This is a genomic window from Microbacterium sp. MAH-37, assembly GCF_009758255.1.
Taxonomy (GTDB): domain Bacteria; phylum Actinomycetota; class Actinomycetes; order Actinomycetales; family Microbacteriaceae; genus Microbacterium.
This window is the reverse complement of the sequence record NZ_WSEN01000004.1, coordinates 419,807-436,887: the sequence shown is the minus strand read 5'-3', so window position 1 is coordinate 436,887 and position 17,081 is coordinate 419,807. Positions and strand designations below refer to the sequence as shown.

The window sequence follows — 17,081 nt, the reverse complement described above, 5'->3', positions numbered from 1 at the left end:
GACCTAAATGCTGGGTAGCCTTCGAAAATGGCAAATGGTCGCTTAAGGCAAGCGCTTGGTGTAACTTCGGTCGCACCTCGGATGCGCCGTCTGCAACGAGACGACGGCATCCCCTTTCGAAGGAGAATCACGGATGAGTCCCACCGTTCACAGACGCGCCCTGAGCGCCGCCGCGACAGGATGTCTGCTCGCGGCGCTGCTCGGCGTCCCGCTGACCGCGACCGCCGCCGAGTCGAGCGTCGCCCTGGGCAGCACGACACTCGGCAACGTCTTCACCCCCGGAACCGCACGGACGGTCACCGTCTCCAGCGCGGACGCCTCGGTGGCGTGGTCGCTGACCGATGTGACCGGCGTGGTCATCAGCACGGGCACGGTCACCCCCAGCAGCGGCGACGCGACAATCACTCTGCCGACCTCACTCGCCGACGGCTGGTACGCGCTGACCGCTACGGGGTCCGGCGGCGCCACCGCTCACACCACCCTCGCCGTCGTCCCCGCGCCGCTGGCCCCGAGCGATCCCGACTACGGACAGTTCGGCATGGGCGTGCACTACAAGTACGCGGCCAACACGCAGACCATCCCCCTTCTGGCTCCGGGCGGTTCGCAGTCGATCCGCAACGACGTCACCTGGGCGAGCGTCGAGACCACCAAGGGGGTCTACGACTGGACCGAGATGCACGAGTGGATCGACCCCGTCGTCGCACTCGGCATGAAGCCGCTTCTCATCGCGGACTACGGCAACCGGCTCTACACCGGGGCGAACGGCACCGCGCCGACCACGCCTGCAGCCCGGCAGGCGTACGCGAACTACGTGACGGCGATGGCGGAGGAGTTTGGTGACGAGATCTCCGGCATCGAGGTCTGGAACGAGTGGAACAACGGAACAGGCGGGAACACCGTCACGGATGCTGCGAACTACGTCGAACTGCTGAAGGTCGCCTCCCCCGCCATCCGTGCCGTCGACCCGGACATCACCATCCTCGGCCCGGCGGTCGGCACGCTCACCGACGGCTGGGCGGAGCAGACCTTCCAGCTCGGTGCGCTCGACTACGTCGACGCGATGATCGCGCATCCCTATCACCAGCCGCACACGGCTATCGAGACTGAGCATCGTGTCACGGATCTGCAGGCGCTGGCGCGCCAGTACAACGACGGCCAGGACTTCCCGCTCTGGGTGACCGAGAGCGGCTGGCCGACGGGGACCAACGCGCAGGCGGTGGATGAACGTCATCAGGCGCGATACATCGCCGAGTTCACCGCGCTGGCGACGCACGACGGGGTCGAGCGCTTCTACCTGTACAAGCTGAACAACAATCGTGCGGGCGACATCGCCGACAAGGAAGACAACTTCGGCGTCATCTACGCACCCGACGATGTGCGCGGCGACTCCGTACCGAAGCCGGCGTACGCGTCCTGGGCGACGACGACACGTCTGCTCACCGGCGCCGAGCCCGGTGCGCGGATCGACACGGCCGAGGGACTCCACGATCTGCGCTTCACTTCCTCCGACGGAACACCGCTGCAGATGCTGTGGACCGAGGCCGGTGCCGACCAGGCCGTCTCGATGACGGCGTCCGCGCCGGTGAAGGTGCTCTCGATGACCGGCACCGAGTCCACGCTCTCCCCGGTCGGCGGAGTCATCCGCATCCAGGCGACCGAGGACCCTGTCTGGATCGTGGGCGCGACCGGCGAACCGGTGCCCATCGCGGACGCCTTTCAGCTCGACGGCGCCTACGCGGGTGATGCCCTGACCGGCTCCGTCACGGTGGCGAACACGGATTCGCGCGGCGTGCATTCGTACAAGATCACGGTGACGGGCAACGACGGCTCTTCCGTGCGCAAGCACCTCGTCGTCGGTGCGGGAGCCACGGCATCCGCCAACCTCGCGCTGAAGGCGGTGAAGAAGGTGGGCAGCACGCCGTACACGGCGCAGGTGACGCGCGACGGTCGTCCGTACCTGACCATGTCCACCGCGGTGGCCATTGAGGATCCGGTCGGGTTCACCGGCCGCGTCGACGTCGCCGACGGAGCGCAGACCCTGCAGCTCTCGACGACAAACAATGCCGGCGTCCCTCTCGACGTCGAGCGGGTGGACTGGAAGATCGGAGAAGCGACCGGCACGGGCCTCACGGGCTCCTCGGTGCCGGCGAAGGGCATGGAGAAGCTCTCCGTGCCCGTCGCCGACCTGGAGGGCAAGGCCGATTGGTCGGCGACGCTCGTCCTGGCCGACGAGACGACCCGCTCCGTGAAGGGCGTCGTGTACGGGCTGGCCACCGGACATCGGGGAGCGATCGTCGTCGACGGAATCGCCGACGATGCCGTGACGGCCCGGACGGCGATCGATCTCGACGACGCGCCCTGGGCGCCGGTGCGCGGCGGCACGGATCCCCGTCCCGAGGGCTTCGGCGGCCGAGCCTGGTACAGCCATGATGACGCGAATCTGTATCTGACCGCAGTGATCGATGACGCGGTGTTCACGTCGAAGGGGACCGGGGGCGCGCTCTACCAGGGTGATTCGCTGCAGATCGGTATCGCCCAGGGCGCACCGGGCACCCAGACCGCGTGGAACGAGGTGGGTGTCGCGCTCACCCCGGACGGCGTCGGCACCTATCGCTGGCGCGACACGGCGACGCCGACGCGCGTCTCGATCGAGGGTGTGCAGGCCGCCGTCGTCCGCGACGAGACTGCAGGCACGACGACGTACGAGATCGCGCTGCCGTGGGCGTCGCTCGGAGTCGACCCGGCGGGCGGCGTCATCGCCTCCTCGATCGTCGTCAACAACGCGGATGGCGGAAGCCGGATCGGATTCGCCGAGTGGGGCAACGGCATCGCCACCTCGAAGTCGTCGGCGCTGTTCCATCCGGTCCAACTCGAAGGCTGAACCGCGTGCAGAGGGGGTGTCTCTGCCTGGTCTGGGAGAGACACCCCCCTCTGTGCGATGAACATCGGCACCGGTAGATGCGCGGCTACACCCAGCCCCGTTGACGACAGGCAGCGGCGATCAGCTCAGAGACTGTGGCCTGGCCCTCCGCAGTCAGATGCACGGCGTCCTTCCGGATGCGCGCCGGAACCACGGAAGCCATCTCTCCCGGTGCCGCGTGGATGCGACGCAGTTCCCCGTCCACATCCAGCACGCGATCTGTCCAAGTTGCCGAGATCACGGCGTTGAGAGCGGTGATGTCCCGACCGCTCGTCGACCGCGGAGGATCATCCTCGCCGTGCAGCACGGTCAGCACGAGAAAGCGATCGGTCTTCAGCCTCGCGATCATGGCGGCAAGGTCCTCGATCACGGTGCCCATGTCGCGGAAGTTGTTCCTGCCGACCCAAAGGACTCCGATGCCCGAGAGATGGGCATCGCGCACATCTGGAATGAACACGGCGCGCCCGGCGCGAGGTGGTCGTGATTCGTCGTCCGCAACGAAGACATATTCCCCCGCGACGTCTCCGCGAGGGAAGACCACCCCGGGCTCGCCGTCCAGCCAGCCGGCCAGAAGGCTGTTCGCGGTGCCGCTCCCCTGCAGCAGGGGGCGGAAATCCGCGGGTGAAATGAACGAGAGAAGATGCTCACCGGGTCGGGAACCCGCCGAGACGTGAGCGGTGACCGGAACGGCTCCCATGCGCGCGGCGACTGTCGTCGAGGTCTCGCCGCCCACGCCCGCGTTCAGCACGGCAGCGCGAGTCAGCGCGCTCAGCCGAGCGTCGTCTCCTTGCTGCGTGAGCGAGTCGCCCCACCGGACGATCGTCGGTCGACGGGATCCTGGTGCGTTCTCGGCGGAGGCGGCGATCATGCGAGGAGCCTTTGCTCGTCGCGGCTCGTGGCATATGGCGTCGCCCCTGTGGCGATCACTCTGTTCAGTTCTTCGAGGATGAATGCGGTCATCCGGTGGATATCACGCCCCATAGCGCCCGCGATGTGAGGCGTGACGAAGCAACTCTCCATCGTGAGCAGCGCGCTGTCCGGGGGAAGGGGCTCCGGTTCGGTCACATCGAGATAGGCGAAGAGGCGCCCGCTGGCGCACTCCGCGGCCAGCGCCTCGGTGTCGATCAAGTCCCCTCTCGCGGTGTTGATCACGGTTCCGCCGTCGCGAAGCGCTGCGAGGCGACGGGCATCGATCATCCCTCGTGTGACAGGGACAGATGGCGCATGCAGCGACAGGATGTCGCACCAGCGAATGAGCTCGTCGAGATCTCGAGGTTCGGCGCCGGCGGTCGCGATCTCTCCCTCGCTGAGCGTCGGATCGTACACGGAGATACTCACGTCGAGATGCTGCAGCAAGGTCAGCAGATGCCGAGCCGTCGCGGATAGCCCGACGATGCCGATCCGGGAGCCGTAAAGTCCGGTGGTGGGTCGGACCGCAGTACTCCAATAGCCGTCCCCCGTGCGGAGCCGATGCGCGAACAGGGTAGCGCGCTTCGCTGCCATGATCATGCACGCGAGGGCGTACTCGGCGACGGAAACGGCGTTGGCCCTCCTCGCAGAGACCGCGATCAGGTCGGGATGCCAGGCGTCCTCCGGGATGAGGCCGTGAAGGCTGCCTCCGATATGGAAGACCGCCGAGACTCCAGGCATGATCAGCTCCGCCGGGATTCTGCCAGCACCCCAGCCTGTCAGCAGAAAGGTGTGGTCGGTGCGGCTCGGAGCTTCGCCGGGACGGATGTGGACCCAGTCGACGAGCTCCGTCATTCTCTCCCGCAGGTCGGGCGAGAATGCTCCGTCGGCATCCTCGTCACTTGCGTACAGAACCGCCCGCGGGCGCACGACAGCGTCCTTTCTGTCGCTGCCGGCACGGGAGCTGCCCCACATCGCGTTTCCGCGCCTGTCGTCCCGGCCGGCCTCCGCCATCAGATCTCACCGACCCTTTGCCATGCGCCTCCGGTGCCGTCCGGGGCCTGGTTGCGTGACCACCAGCGGGCGAGATAGATCACGCCATTGTGGAGCACCTTCTCGCCACCCCCATAGATCCAGCTCGCAGTCCAGGTCCGCACCGGGCCGTCAGCTGTTTCGAGTTCGCAGCCCAGCTGCGACCAGGGTCCTGTGGGGTCCCCTGGCCGGAGATCTCTCGTCCACCACTGGGCGACCCAGAAGCTGCCGTCGAAGCTCACTCTGTCCCCCGTGGTGTACGTGCTGGTCGACGACCATGGGGCCGCGAACTCGATCTCGATCTGGGCGCTGACACCCACAGGGATGGACAGCTGGTGAACGCGCCGGGTGCCGCCCAGCATGCTCATCGGAGTAGCGGAGAGCGTCACCGCAGACTCGGTGCCCCAGGAGATCTGCATGCGTACTCCGTTGCGTTGCACGCTGAGCCACGTCGCCTCCGCGGCGCTCGTTGCGTTGAACTGTCCCGTCGCACCATCCGAGTAGATGACCTCGTCTGTCGCGCGTAGTACGAGAGGCAGCCGGAACGTACCTGTGACGGCGGATTCCGTACGCAGCGTCACCCCTGTGTCTCGCAGCGTGGTCAGGGTCCTGACGCCGCTCGCAGAGCTGGTCGCGTCGAAGGTGATGACGCCCGTCTCCGCGACGAGGGCATCCGGGACGATCACCGCGCCGGAACCGCTGCTGCCGCGGCGATACACGACCGCCATGTCGGACATGGCCGATTCGGTTCCAGCGGTGTCGGCGAACCCCCATGAGGCCGCACCGACCGATGTGTTCGTCGCTGCAAGGACCGTGCCCATCTGCGGGTGCCAGAGCAGGCCCGGCCCCATTCGGTTCATCGGTTGGGAGCGCGTACCGAAGAACGAAGAGAGGTAGTACGCAGGGCGCCGGGCGAAGACATAGTCCTGGGCCAGTGTGCCCACCCGTCGCTCGGTGAACCTCTCGGACATGATGTATGGCAGCGATGCCTCGGACGCAGCGCGATCGGCATCCGACGGCACATCGGGTCGCTCGATGACGTGCATCCAGAGCCGCGGCGAAGTCCCCTGTTTGGCACGGGCGGCAACGGGATCCGGTGTTGCGGCCCACGCGCCCCGCGACGCGAGCTTCTCCTCGAAGGTCGTGAGGAAGGCCGCGAGCTCCGGGGCATCGGGGGCGAGCGCCGCGCTCAGCGCGCCGCGTTCGGCATCGTCGGCGAAGTTCGTCAGGAAGTTCCAGTCCGCCGTCCGCGAGCACGCGGCGGAGTGCGCGATGTAGCCGGACACGTCCGGCTCGCGCACCACGGCGTGTCGAGCGAAGTCCGTCCACTTCTGGGCCATGTCGAGGACCACGGGATTGCCCGTGATGGCGTGCAGGTCGGCGAGGTCGGGGAGCATGACGAAGAAGTTGTACCCGAAGTCGAAGCCGAACGGCTCGTGGAAGAACCCGGCTGGCGCCTGCCCGTGCTCGGCGATGAAGTCGATCCGATCGCTCAGATCGGCCGCCAGATCCGCGTCGTCCAGAACGCGTGCCGCTCGCGCGATCCCGGCGAGCCCGCCCACCGTCTGGTTCACGAACGGGAGGGGGATCTTCCAATGGCCGTTGGTCAGATCCATGAACCAGACGGCCGCACGGCGCAACGATGCCTCCAGCTCGATCTGACGCTCGGGCAGTGCATTCGTGGCTCGGAGGTTCGCGAGCGCTTCGGACAACGCCACCATGCCGAACGCGGTCGCCGCACGGGAGAATTCTGTCGTCGTGTACTCGGGAAACGACCCGTTGGGGTGCTGGATGCGCAGATAGTGCCCGATGGCGGCGTCTAGCCGACCGAGCAGAGCGCCGTCGAGGTAGTACGGGTTCCACGAGCGCTCGTTCGCGTAGAACCAGCTGAGCGTGGCCACGTGCTCCTGCACCCGCGCGTTGAATGGCTCGCTCGGGGTGCGCCACCAGCCTCCGCCCATGAACCCGAATCGGTCCGGGTCGTCGTCGACGATGTCGTTCGCCATCGGCGCGACGATCATCAGGTAGGCGGCGAGCACCTGCTCCTGGGGAGCGAACAGGGTCCGGTCGGGTGCTGCCGGCAGTGGAGCGACGAGCGGGAGCACCGTCCCGGCACTTGCTGACGCAGCAGGCGAGCGTTCGAAGACGCCCAGTGCGGTGACCGCTGCCACGCCGAGGCCGGCGAGCAGGAGAGTACGGCGTGAGATCGGCTGAAGAAGCAGCGGAGCTTCGGCAGAGGGGGACGGATCGGTCATCGATGACTCCTTTGTCGTGACTTGCGAGATGGATGTTGCTGGATCCGGTCAGCCCTTGAGACCAGACCGGGTGAGTCCTTCGACGAACTGCTTCTGCGCGAAGAAGAACACGATCAGCACGGGGATGACGCTCAGAGTGGTGGCGCCCAGCTGCGTCGTCCACAGCGGTTCGCCGTAGCCGTCCTGGTACCGGGTCAAGCCCAGGCCGATCGGGAACAGTTCGGCCGAGCGGAGGAAGATGAGCGGCTCGAAGTACATGTTGAAGCTCTTCAAGAACGTCATGATCGTGACCGTGGCGATCGCCGGACCGGCCAACGGCATCGCCACCCGGGCGAAGATCCCCACCCGCCCCAACCCGTCCAACCGGGCCGCCTCTTCGAGTTCGAGGGGGAGGCCGAGGAAGAACTGTCGGAAGATGAACGTCGAGACCACGGCGCCGGGGCCGAAGATCGGCAGGATGACCAACGGCCAGTAGGTGTCGACCAGGCCCCAGGAGTTCACCACCTGGAAGATCGGAATGATGGTCACATCCGCGGGCACCATGATTCCGGCGAGCGTCAGGATGAACAGTGGCCCGGCGAGCGGGAACTTCATTCGCGCGAACGCATAGCCGGCGAGCGCGGACACCAGCACGGTGCCTGCGGTGATGATCGCGGCCAGCCCCAGCGAATTCGCGTACTGACGCGCGAATGGATTCGCGGTGAACACTTTGGACCAGCCGTCCAGGGTCCACGTCTGCGGCAACAGCGTCGGCGGAATCGCGAAGATCTCGCTGGTCGGTTTGAAGGAGGAGAAGACCATCCACAGCGTCGGGTAGAGGAAGGGAATGGCCAGCACGACGAGAAGGCCGTAAAGGATGACCCTGCTGATGATCCGTCGGCGCCGTGCGCTCTGCGAGTCCCGCTGCGGGCGCGCCTGTCGGGGCTGTCGCGGCTGCGATCGCGTGCGGGGCCGCGCCTCCGCGATGACGGGGACTGCGTCTGTGGCAGTGTCGAGCACGTCAGACCTCATCCTGTACCCATGTCTTGCGCACCTTCCACTGCAGCGCGGTGATGGCGAGCGTGATCACGAAGAGAAGCACACCCAGCGTCGCGCCATAGCCGAACTGCTGCTGGCCGAAAGCGGTCTGGTAGATGTAGTACGAGAACACCAGCGTGGAGTTTCCGGGCCCGCCACCGGTGAGGAGCTGGACCGGTGCGAACACGTCGAAGGCGGAGATCGTCGTGATGATCAGGACCATGAGAATGGTCGGGCTGATCAATGGCAGCGTGATCGAACGGTAGGTCCGCCACGGGCTCGCACCGTCGAGGCGGGCGCTCTCCTTCAGCTCCGACGGAACACCCTGCAGTGCCGCCAGGAACAGGATCATGTTCATTCCGACGCCCTTGGACACCTGGACGACGATGAGGGAGACCATGGCCCAGCCTGGCTCGGCGAGCCAGTTGGGTCCCTGTATTCCGAACATGGCGAGCGCACCGTTGATGCCGCCGTTCGACGCGAGCAGGAAGTTCCAGATGATGACCCACGCGACGATGGAAACCACCACCGGCGAGAAGAAGAACGATCGGAACACCACGGTCCCACGCAGTCCCTGATTCAGGAGAGACGCCAGCGCCAGTGCGACCGCGACGTTCGTCATGACCAACCCCAGGGCGAAGATGCCGGTCGCCTGAAGCGACTGGGCCACCGTCTTGTCCGTGAACATGCGGACGTAGTTGTCCAGGCCGATGAAGTCGAACGAGCCGAGGAAGACGTTCCAGTCGTGGAAGCTGTACCAGATCACGAAACCGAAGGGGATGATCCCCAGCAGAACGATGCCCAGCACCTGAGGAGCGACGAAGGCGAGTCCGAGAACGCGATCCGCCTTCGCATCGGGAAGAAGGCGCCCGGCGCGGGCTGCTCGCCCGACGCCGGGCGCTTTCACGGACGTCATCCCGCGCTCTTCTCCAGTGCCGGCTGGATTGCCGTGCATACGTCGCCGAGCACCTGAGCCGCATCGGCGTCCGGGGTCCAGAGTGCGTCGAAGTTGGTCTGGATCACCGGACTCACCTGGCTGTAGATGCTCGAGTTCGCCTTCGTGATCGCGTCAGGGATCGCATCGATCACGGTCTGCTGGATCTGCTCGGGGGACAACGCCGGCGCCGCTTGCTGCAAGGTGTCGACCGTCAACAGCGAGGTGCGCGGAGCGGGGAAGAACTGTGCGAGCTTTGCAGCGTTCTGGGCATCGGTGAAGTACGTGAGGAAGTTCGCGGCCGCTTCCGGGTGCGCACTCTTCGCGATCACGCCGATGGCCGCCTGGCCGACGACGTCGGTCTGCCCTGCCGGACCGGCGGGCAGTGGGAGGAAGTCCCACTGCATGGACTCATCGATCCCACCCGACGAACTCATCTGCGCGATGAGCATCGCAGAGCCGCCCGAGCCGAAGGAGAAGGTCTCGCCCGGCTTGGCGAACGCCGATGCGGAGTAGATCTGGTCGTGGTACCAGCTGACCGCATCCGTCATCTCCTCGGAGTCGAAGGTGCAGGTCGTGCCGGCCGCATCCCATGGGGCGGCGCCCCAGCCGGCCCAGACCGTCGTCAGACCGTCCCACTGCTTGTCCGGGGCGGTGCCGATGACGATCGGGCCGGTGCCGGGTGTGGCTGCGGCCGTGGCAGCGGCGATCTCCGCCGCGGCGTCCCACGTCCACTTGTCCTCGGCGAGGAGGTCAGCCGGCTGCGGCTGTCCGGCGGCCGCGACGAGGTCGCGGTTGACGAACACGCCGAACGGGCTGGTGGAGAAGGGGTAGGCGTAGATTCCGCCGTCGTCACTCCACAGTTCCAGCGAGCTCGGCACCACATCGTCGAGATCGAAGTCCTTTGACTCCTTGAAGTAGTCGGCGACATCGAGCAGCACACCGTTCTTGACGAACTCAGTGGCGTTGGCCTCGGCGACCCAGGCCAGATCGGGGGTGCTTCCGCCGGCGATCTGCGTGGTGAGGGTGGTCAGGTAGTTTCCGGCGAGGGGCTGGAAGGTGATCGACGAGACTTCGTCACCGTGTTCGGCGACGTATGCGTCGGCGATCTCATCGAAAAGGGCGAGATGCGCTTCGTTCGTCGTCCACACTGCCATCACGAGGTCGACGGGTCCGTCGGCCGCGGGATCTGTGCTGCCGGCGCAGGCTGACATCGTCAGCGCGCCGCAGGCGATGGCGGCCGCGGCCGCGTATCGCATGCCACGAGGGCTCTTGTTCACAATCAGTGCTCCTTTGTACTGTCCTCCCTCGCAGGCGGGAGGCCTGACGAGTGGAGCAGCGTGATCGCTCGAAACATCCTGTTCCCGAAGGATCACGGCGCTCCGAAATCCACTGTACCGATGTTCCCGATAATCGCAAGCTAAATTTGCGACAAATATTTCGAATCGTCAGCCTGACGTGCTCCTTGAGGATGCCCGGACGACGAGAGACGTGGCGAGTTCCGTATGGTGCGTCGCAGGTTCCTCGCCCTCCGTCATCGCGATAGCCGTGCGCATGGCGAGTGCGCCCATCTCGGAAAGAGGCTGGCGCACGGTCGTGAGCGGCGGGGATGCGGACAGCGCGATCGGGAGATCATCGAACCCGACCACGCTGAGGTCCTCAGGAACGCGGACGGCGCGCCGTCTGGCCGCCTCGATGACGCCGAGCGCCTGGTGGTCGCTGGCGGCGAAGATCGCAGTAGGCGGCTCAGGCAGTGCCAGCAGCTCCAACGCCCCCTCTACTCCGGATTCGAAGGTGTACTCCCCGGGCAGGATCAGGCCCGGGTCCACGGTGATGCCGGCCGCGGTCAGCGCCGCGACATAGCCGTGCTCGCGCGCGCGTGAAGCCAGCGCGTGACGGACACCGATGAGCAGGCCGATCCGACTGTGCCCCAGGGCAAGCAGGTGCTCCGTCCCGGCGAGCCCACCGTTCCAGTTCGTGCTGCCGACGCTCACGGTGTCCGGCTGCGGATCGTTGAACGGGTCGACGATCACCAGCGGGAGCCCGACTTCGTTCAACCGATCGATCTCCTCGCCGTCGAGCATCGACGTGACAGCGATCACCGCGTCGCGGCCGCCACGAACCATCGACTCGATCCAGGATCGGTCATCACTGCCGTCGTGGTACATCGAGAGCACCAGATCCGCATCGGCAGACTCGGCCGCGGTTGCGGCACCGCGGAGGATCTCCAACGTATATGGCGAGGTCATACTGCGCGCGAGCACGGCGATGGACAGGCGACTGTCGCCTCGTCGGTCACGAGGCGGCACGTACTGGCGGTTGCGGATCGCCTGCTCTACTCTCCGGCGGGTCGCCTCCGAGACATCGGACTTGCCGTTCACCACTTTGGAGACCGTTGATATCGATACGCCCGTCTGTTCCGCGATATCGGCCAGGGAGGGCCTCCGCTGGGGCTCGACGGGACTCAACGGGCCGGCCTGACTCTTCATGACGTCCTTACTGTGTGGAGAAGATCTTGTTCCGCACTGACTTGCATTATGCCCCAGGTTCTGCAAACGTTGCCGATAACTTTTCGAAAAACTTGCGCCAATGGAGACCCATGCTTGACACGAATGCGGATGTGCTGGTCATCGGAGGGGGCTTCGGCGGAGTCTCTGCAGCCCTGGCGGTGCTCCGTCGCGGGTACAGCGTCATTCTGACGGAGCAGACCGCCTGGCTCGGCGGCCAGCTGACCAGCCAGCTCGTGCCGACCGACGAACACATCTACATCGAGCGCACCGGGGCGAACCAGAGCTATCGCGACTTCCGCGAGGCTCTGCGCGATCACTATCGTCGCTGGTATCCGCTGACGCCGGCGGCCAGAGCAGATGCGCATCTGAACCCAGGCGCTGCCTGGGTCAGCCCGGTCTCTGTCGAACCAAGAGTGGCGCTCTCGGTGATCGAGTCGATGCTGCTTCCCTACGAGGCAAGCGGGCGTCTGCAGATCCTCCGCCGCACCCGGCCGGTCGCCGTGGAGAGTGACGGAGACATCGTGCGCGCAGTTGTGGTGGAGGGGATCGACACAGCCGAGCGAACCACGCTGACCGGCACGTACGTCCTCGACGCGACCGAACTCGGCGAGCTGTTGGAACTGGGCGGTGTCGAGTTCACCAGCGGGCGCGAGGCCCAGGCTGAGACCGGCGAACCGGGAGCGGCCGAGACAGCGGATCCCACCGACATGCAGGGCGCGACGTGGTGCTTCGTGATGGATCACCGAGCGGGCGAGGATCACACGATTGACCGCCCGAAGAACTACGAGCGGTTCCGCGATGCGATTCCGTCGCATGCCACGACCCCGCGCCGTCAGCTCAGTTTCGTCACCGCGGTCGATGCCGCAGGAGCGCCGACCGTGACCTACGGATTCCACCCTGACATGGACGATGATCCGTCTGCGATCGACCTCGACCATCACCACATGGGCGCTGCGCCCGAACTCTGGAACTATCGTCGGGTCATCGCACGTCGACAGTTCACGCCGGGCTTCTTCGCCAGTGACATCGTCGTGGTGAACTGGCTGCAGAACGACTACACGGACGGCCCGCTGTTCGGTGTCCCGGATGCGCAGCAGCACTGGCAGGGCGCAAAGGACCTGAGTGCCGCGACGCTCTACTGGCTGCAGACCGAAGCACCACGACCCGATGGCGGTACCGGCTGGCCTGGATTGCGGCTGCGACCAGACATCGCGGGGACCGCGGATGGGTTCGCGATGATGCCCTATGTCCGAGAGTCGCGTCGCATTCGCGCGCGCAAGACGATCCTTGAGCAGGAGGTTTCGCTCACCTATCGGCCCGAGGGCGCCGTGCAGTATCGGGATACGGTCGGCACCGGCCACTATTTCTGGATCGACCGCCACCCGACCACAGGCGGCCACAGCTATCCGGGGAGTCTCCCGCAACCGTTCGAGATACCACTCGGCGCTCTTGTCCCACAGCGAGTCAGGAACCTCATCCCGGCCTGCAAGAACATCGGCACCACTCAGATCACGAACGGCTGCTACCGGCTGCATCCGGTCGAATGGAGCATCGGCGAGGCGGCCGGTGCGCTCGCAGCCTTCTGCCTTGGTGCGCAGAGCGAACCACATGCGGTCTTGGACGACGACGGGCTCCTGGATGACCTTCAAGACGACCTGACCCGCGGCGGCGCACAGCTGCGCTGGAACCGCTCGCTGCTGGCCTGAGTCTTCACGTCTGGAAAAGAGGAACCAATGCACGATCTCCGCTTGGCGCGCGCACAGCGCAGCGCTGACTACCGTGATCAGAACGTCGCGTTCCCCGCGTCTTTCGTCTTCGGTGCGGCAACAGCGGCCTATCAGATCGAGGGGGCGGCCGCGGAGGACGGCCGGGGAGCGTCGATCTGGGATGTGTACTCCCATCAGCCTGGCCGCATCCTCAACGGGGACACCGGCGACGTCGCCGCGGATCACTACCACCGCCTCGACGAGGATCTCGATCTGCTCTCGGCTCTCGATATTCCCGCGTACCGGTTCTCCACTTCCTGGTCCCGCATCTTTCCCGACGGTCGCGGACCGGTCAACGCAGCGGGGGTCGACTTCTACGACCGGCTCGTGGACGGTCTCCTGGCGCGAGGAATCGCGCCGTATCTGACGCTGTATCACTGGGATCTGCCGCAGGCGCTCCAGGAGCAGGGCGGATGGCGGAACCGCGAGACAGCGGAACGATTCGCGGAATATGCCGGGTTCATGGGGCGCCATTTCGGTGACCGGGTGCGCCAGTGGACCACGCTCAACGAACCCTGGTGTGCCGCATATCTCGGTCACGCATCCGGGGTGATGGCGCCCGGGATCACCGAACCGCTGGCGGCACTGGAGGCGCTTCACCATCTGAACCTCGCGCACGGACGCGCCGCTCAGGAGCTTCGCTCTGCCATTGCGCCCGGCGGGGAGGTATCCGTGACCCTCAACTTCCAATGCGCTCGCGCGTCGGGCCCGACCGGAGGCGAGGCGGTCGAGCGTATAGACCTCATGTCGAACCGGTCGTTCGCCGACCCGATCCTGCTCGGGCAGTATCCGGAGCGACTGTTCGACATCACATCGCATGTGACCGACTGGGGCTTCATCGAGGACGGCGACCTGGTGACGATCCACCAGCCGTTGGACTTCCTCGGGGTGAACTACTATTCGACGCTGTCGGTTCGGATGTGGGACGGCCATTCGCCTCGGCTCGGGGAAGACGGGCACAAGCCGGGTGCCTCGCCCTGGGTGGGGGCGGAGGATGTGGAGTTCCTCCCGCAAGCTGGACCGTATACCCAGATGGGATGGAATATCGCGCCCGATGGGCTCGATGAGCTGTTGCGGACGCTCAGCACGCGATATCCGGGCACCCCGCTCGCGATCACCGAGAACGGCGCGGCGAGGGACGACCGTGTCATCAACGGATGTGTCGAGGACCCTGAGCGGGTCGACTACCTTCACAGACACCTCGCGGCGGTGAATCGCTGTATCGAGGATGGCGTCGACATCCGCGGGTACTTCGCCTGGTCGCTGCTGGACAACTTCGAGTGGGCCCATGGTTACGAGCGGCGCTTCGGCCTGGTCCATGTGGACTACGAGACACTCGTGCGAACGCCGAAGAGGAGCGCGTACTGGTACTCCGAGCTCTGCCGCACCGCAGCACTCCCGCCGGTGGAAGGCACTTCCGGTGCATGATGATCAGCCCGTGGATGGCGACAGACTGCTGACCTCGCTCGTCGCGCGCCACGACGACGTGCTGCACGTGCACCCGGCTGCGGAATGAGCGACATGGAGGACCGGGAAGAGATTCTGGTGCATGCTCTGGGCCCCACCGAACTTCGGTACGTCCGGCAGAGCGGGATCGTCGGGCTGGAGATCATCCCGGCAGCGAGGAGCAGGGACCGGCGGCCCCGCCGATCGAGGATCGACGACGTGCCTGCGGTGGACGCTCTGCCATTCGGCAGGGAGCTGCCCGCGGGAAGGATCGATCCTCTGGTGTCCCTGCAGCTTCGCGGGGACTCGGCTTCCGGGATGTTCACGCAGGGGCGCTCGACGCACTGGGCACCCGCAGGGAGCCGTTTCACGCTGATCGAGCAGACAGCATCGGTTGACGCCGTCTCCACCGTCCTGCGAAGCCCCGACGGTCTGCAGATCGTGCACAGGGTCGAGCTGGTCACCGGAGGCGCGCTCGTGTTCCGTTGCACCGTGGAGAATCTCGCCGAAGAACCGGTGGTCATCGAGGCCCTGTCGAGCTTCTGCCTGTCGGCCATCACGCCGTTCGCCGGAGACGACGCCAGTGGGCGCCTTGTCCTGCACCGGATGCGCACCGCCTGGAGTGCAGAGGGCCGACTCGTCTCCGAGCCTCTGGAAGACCTGCATCTCGAGCGCTCCTGGCTCGGTGTGGCGGGGGTGAGCGAGCGGTTCGGGCAGGTCGGCTCGATGCCTGCGCGTGGCTGGATGCCGTTCGTGGCCGTCGAGGATCGTGCCGCGGGGATCACCTGGGGAGCGCAACTCGCGTGGGGAGGCAGCTGGCAGCTCGAGGTCGCACGGCTGGGTGACGACGTCGCGCTCGCCGGCGGCCTGGCGGACCGGGAGTTCGGGCACTGGACGAAGACGATCGCCCCAGGTCAATCCCTGACCTCTCCGGATGCGATCGTGGCCGTGGTGTCCGGAGGTGTCGACGAGCTCCACGACGCCCTGCTCGAGGCGCAGGACCGGAGCGCTGGTGACGCTCCGGGGGAAGAAGCCGATCTTCCCATCGTCGTGAACGAATGGTGCTCGAGCTGGGGCGATCCGAGCCATGAGAGCGTGGTTGCTCTCGCAGACCGTCTCGTGGGATCCGGAGTCCGCTATCTCGTCATCGATGCGGGATGGTTCCGTCCCGAGGGCGAGAAGGACTGGGCGAACGCCCACGGCGACTGGATCCCCAACCCCGAGCAGTTCCCGTCCGGGTTGAAGGGAATAGCAGACGCGCTTCGAGAGCGCGGTCTCGTCCCGGGACTCTGGTTCGAGCTGGAGACTGTTGGAGCCGACTCGATGGCGTACCAATGCGTCGATCGGCTGCTCCACCGCGACGGCGTTCCACTGACGGTCGGTTCACGCCGGTTCTGGAATCTCGCGCGACCGGAGGTCGTCGATCATCTGGTCGACACCGCCGTCGAGTTGCTCGAGGGCGCCGGGTTCGGCTACCTCAAGATCGACTACAACGAGACGATCGGCCTTGGCAGCGACCACGAGGACGGACTCGGGGAAGGCCTGCGGCAGCAGGTCCTCGGGAGCCACAGTCTGCTTCGAAAGATCCAGGATCGGATGCCGGATCTGGTCGTGGAGAACTGCGCCAGCGGAGGGCATCGGCTGGAGCCGTCCTTCGTCGGGCGGACTGCCATGACGTCCTGCTCAGATGCCCACGAGATCGTCGAGATCCCGATCATCGCGGCAGAAGTGCAGCGAGTCATTCTGCCGCGACAGGCACAGGTGTGGGCCGTGATCCATGCGGAGGACTCTCCGGAGCGACTCACCTACAGCCTCGCTGCCGGTTTCCTGGGACGCCTGTGCCTGTCCGGAGCGCTCACCGATCTCGGGGAGGAGCAATGGGCGCTCGTACGCCGAGCGATCGATCTCTATCGGAAGACGACGCCGATCCTCAAACGGGGTACCAGCCGACGGTTCGGTCAGCGAGGGCGCTCATGGCGTCGGCCGGAAGGGTGGCAAGCTGTCCGCCGGCTCAGCGATGATGGCCGACGCGCGCTCATCGTGCTGCACTCCTTCGGGAACGCACCGAACCGTGCGGAAGTTCCGCTCGAGGGAGGCGGATGGTCCGTCGCAGGTGTCCTTCGCTCGACGGGCGGTGATGTCAGCGTCGCCTCAGGCGGGGTGAGCTTCGGAGACCTCGTCGACTTCGAAGGTGTCGTCGTCGAACTCGTCCGCGGCAGCTGACCGAGAAGACCACGGGCGTGACTGTGGGCGGACCCCGACGAGGATCCGCCCACAGTCACGCCCTGGTGC

Annotated in this window: 11 protein-coding genes; 4 read left to right on the top strand and 7 right to left on the bottom strand. The window is 66.2% G+C overall.

The window, feature by feature from the left end:
- The first annotated feature begins 133 nt into the window (after window positions 1–133).
- Window positions 134–2,881, top strand: a complete 2,748-nt coding sequence (locus GON06_RS05440) for a sugar-binding protein (protein WP_157311266.1) — start codon at window positions 134–136, stop codon at window positions 2,879–2,881.
- Between the two features lie 85 nt (window positions 2,882–2,966).
- Here the strand turns inward: GON06_RS05440 and GON06_RS05435 are convergent, their stop codons facing one another.
- From GON06_RS05435 to GON06_RS05405, 7 genes are all read right to left on the bottom strand, one after another.
- Window positions 2,967–3,653, bottom strand: coding sequence for a hypothetical protein (locus GON06_RS05435; RefSeq protein ID WP_157311265.1), 687 nt, complete (start codon window positions 3,651–3,653; stop codon window positions 2,967–2,969).
- Between the two features lie 131 nt (window positions 3,654–3,784).
- Window positions 3,785–4,843 (bottom strand): hydroxyacid dehydrogenase, encoded by a 1,059-nt coding sequence (locus GON06_RS05430; protein WP_198346617.1) that lies wholly within the window; start codon window positions 4,841–4,843, stop codon window positions 3,785–3,787.
- Complete coding sequence (locus GON06_RS05425; RefSeq protein WP_157311263.1) at window positions 4,843–7,116, bottom strand: carbohydrate-binding protein; 2,274 nt, start codon at window positions 7,114–7,116, stop codon at window positions 4,843–4,845. Before GON06_RS05425 ends, GON06_RS05430 begins: the two co-directional genes overlap by 1 nt.
- A 48-nt stretch (window positions 7,117–7,164) precedes the next feature.
- Window positions 7,165–8,115, bottom strand: coding sequence for a carbohydrate ABC transporter permease (locus GON06_RS05420; protein ID WP_332837177.1), 951 nt, complete (start codon window positions 8,113–8,115; stop codon window positions 7,165–7,167).
- A 1-nt stretch (window position 8,116) separates the two neighbouring features.
- A complete protein-coding gene (locus GON06_RS05415; protein ID WP_157311261.1) occupies window positions 8,117–9,049 on the bottom strand; it encodes a carbohydrate ABC transporter permease in 933 nt (310 codons plus the stop codon).
- Window positions 9,046–10,347 (bottom strand): extracellular solute-binding protein, encoded by a 1,302-nt coding sequence (locus tag GON06_RS05410; protein ID WP_157311260.1) that lies wholly within the window; start codon window positions 10,345–10,347, stop codon window positions 9,046–9,048. The genes GON06_RS05415 and GON06_RS05410 overlap by 4 nt, the downstream gene beginning before the upstream one ends.
- A gap of 168 nt (window positions 10,348–10,515) precedes the next feature.
- Entirely contained in the window at window positions 10,516–11,622 is a 1,107-nt protein-coding gene (locus GON06_RS05405) for a LacI family DNA-binding transcriptional regulator (protein ID WP_198346616.1), read from the bottom strand.
- Between the two features lie 44 nt (window positions 11,623–11,666).
- On the opposite strand from GON06_RS05405, the gene GON06_RS05400 reads away from it, so the two are divergent.
- From GON06_RS05400 to GON06_RS05390, 3 genes are all read left to right on the top strand, one after another.
- Window positions 11,667–13,283: an FAD-dependent oxidoreductase gene (locus tag GON06_RS05400; RefSeq protein ID WP_157311259.1), complete on the top strand. Its 1,617-nt coding sequence runs from the start codon at window positions 11,667–11,669 to the stop codon at window positions 13,281–13,283.
- Between the two features lie 27 nt (window positions 13,284–13,310).
- Window positions 13,311–14,771 (top strand): GH1 family beta-glucosidase, encoded by a 1,461-nt coding sequence (locus GON06_RS05395; protein ID WP_157311258.1) that lies wholly within the window; start codon window positions 13,311–13,313, stop codon window positions 14,769–14,771.
- Between the two features lie 336 nt (window positions 14,772–15,107).
- The gene (locus tag GON06_RS05390; protein WP_198346615.1) at window positions 15,108–17,012 is read left to right on the top strand and encodes a glycoside hydrolase family 36 protein; all 1,905 of its coding nucleotides are present in this window, start codon (window positions 15,108–15,110) and stop codon (window positions 17,010–17,012) included.
- Window positions 17,013–17,081: the final 69 nt, after the last annotated feature.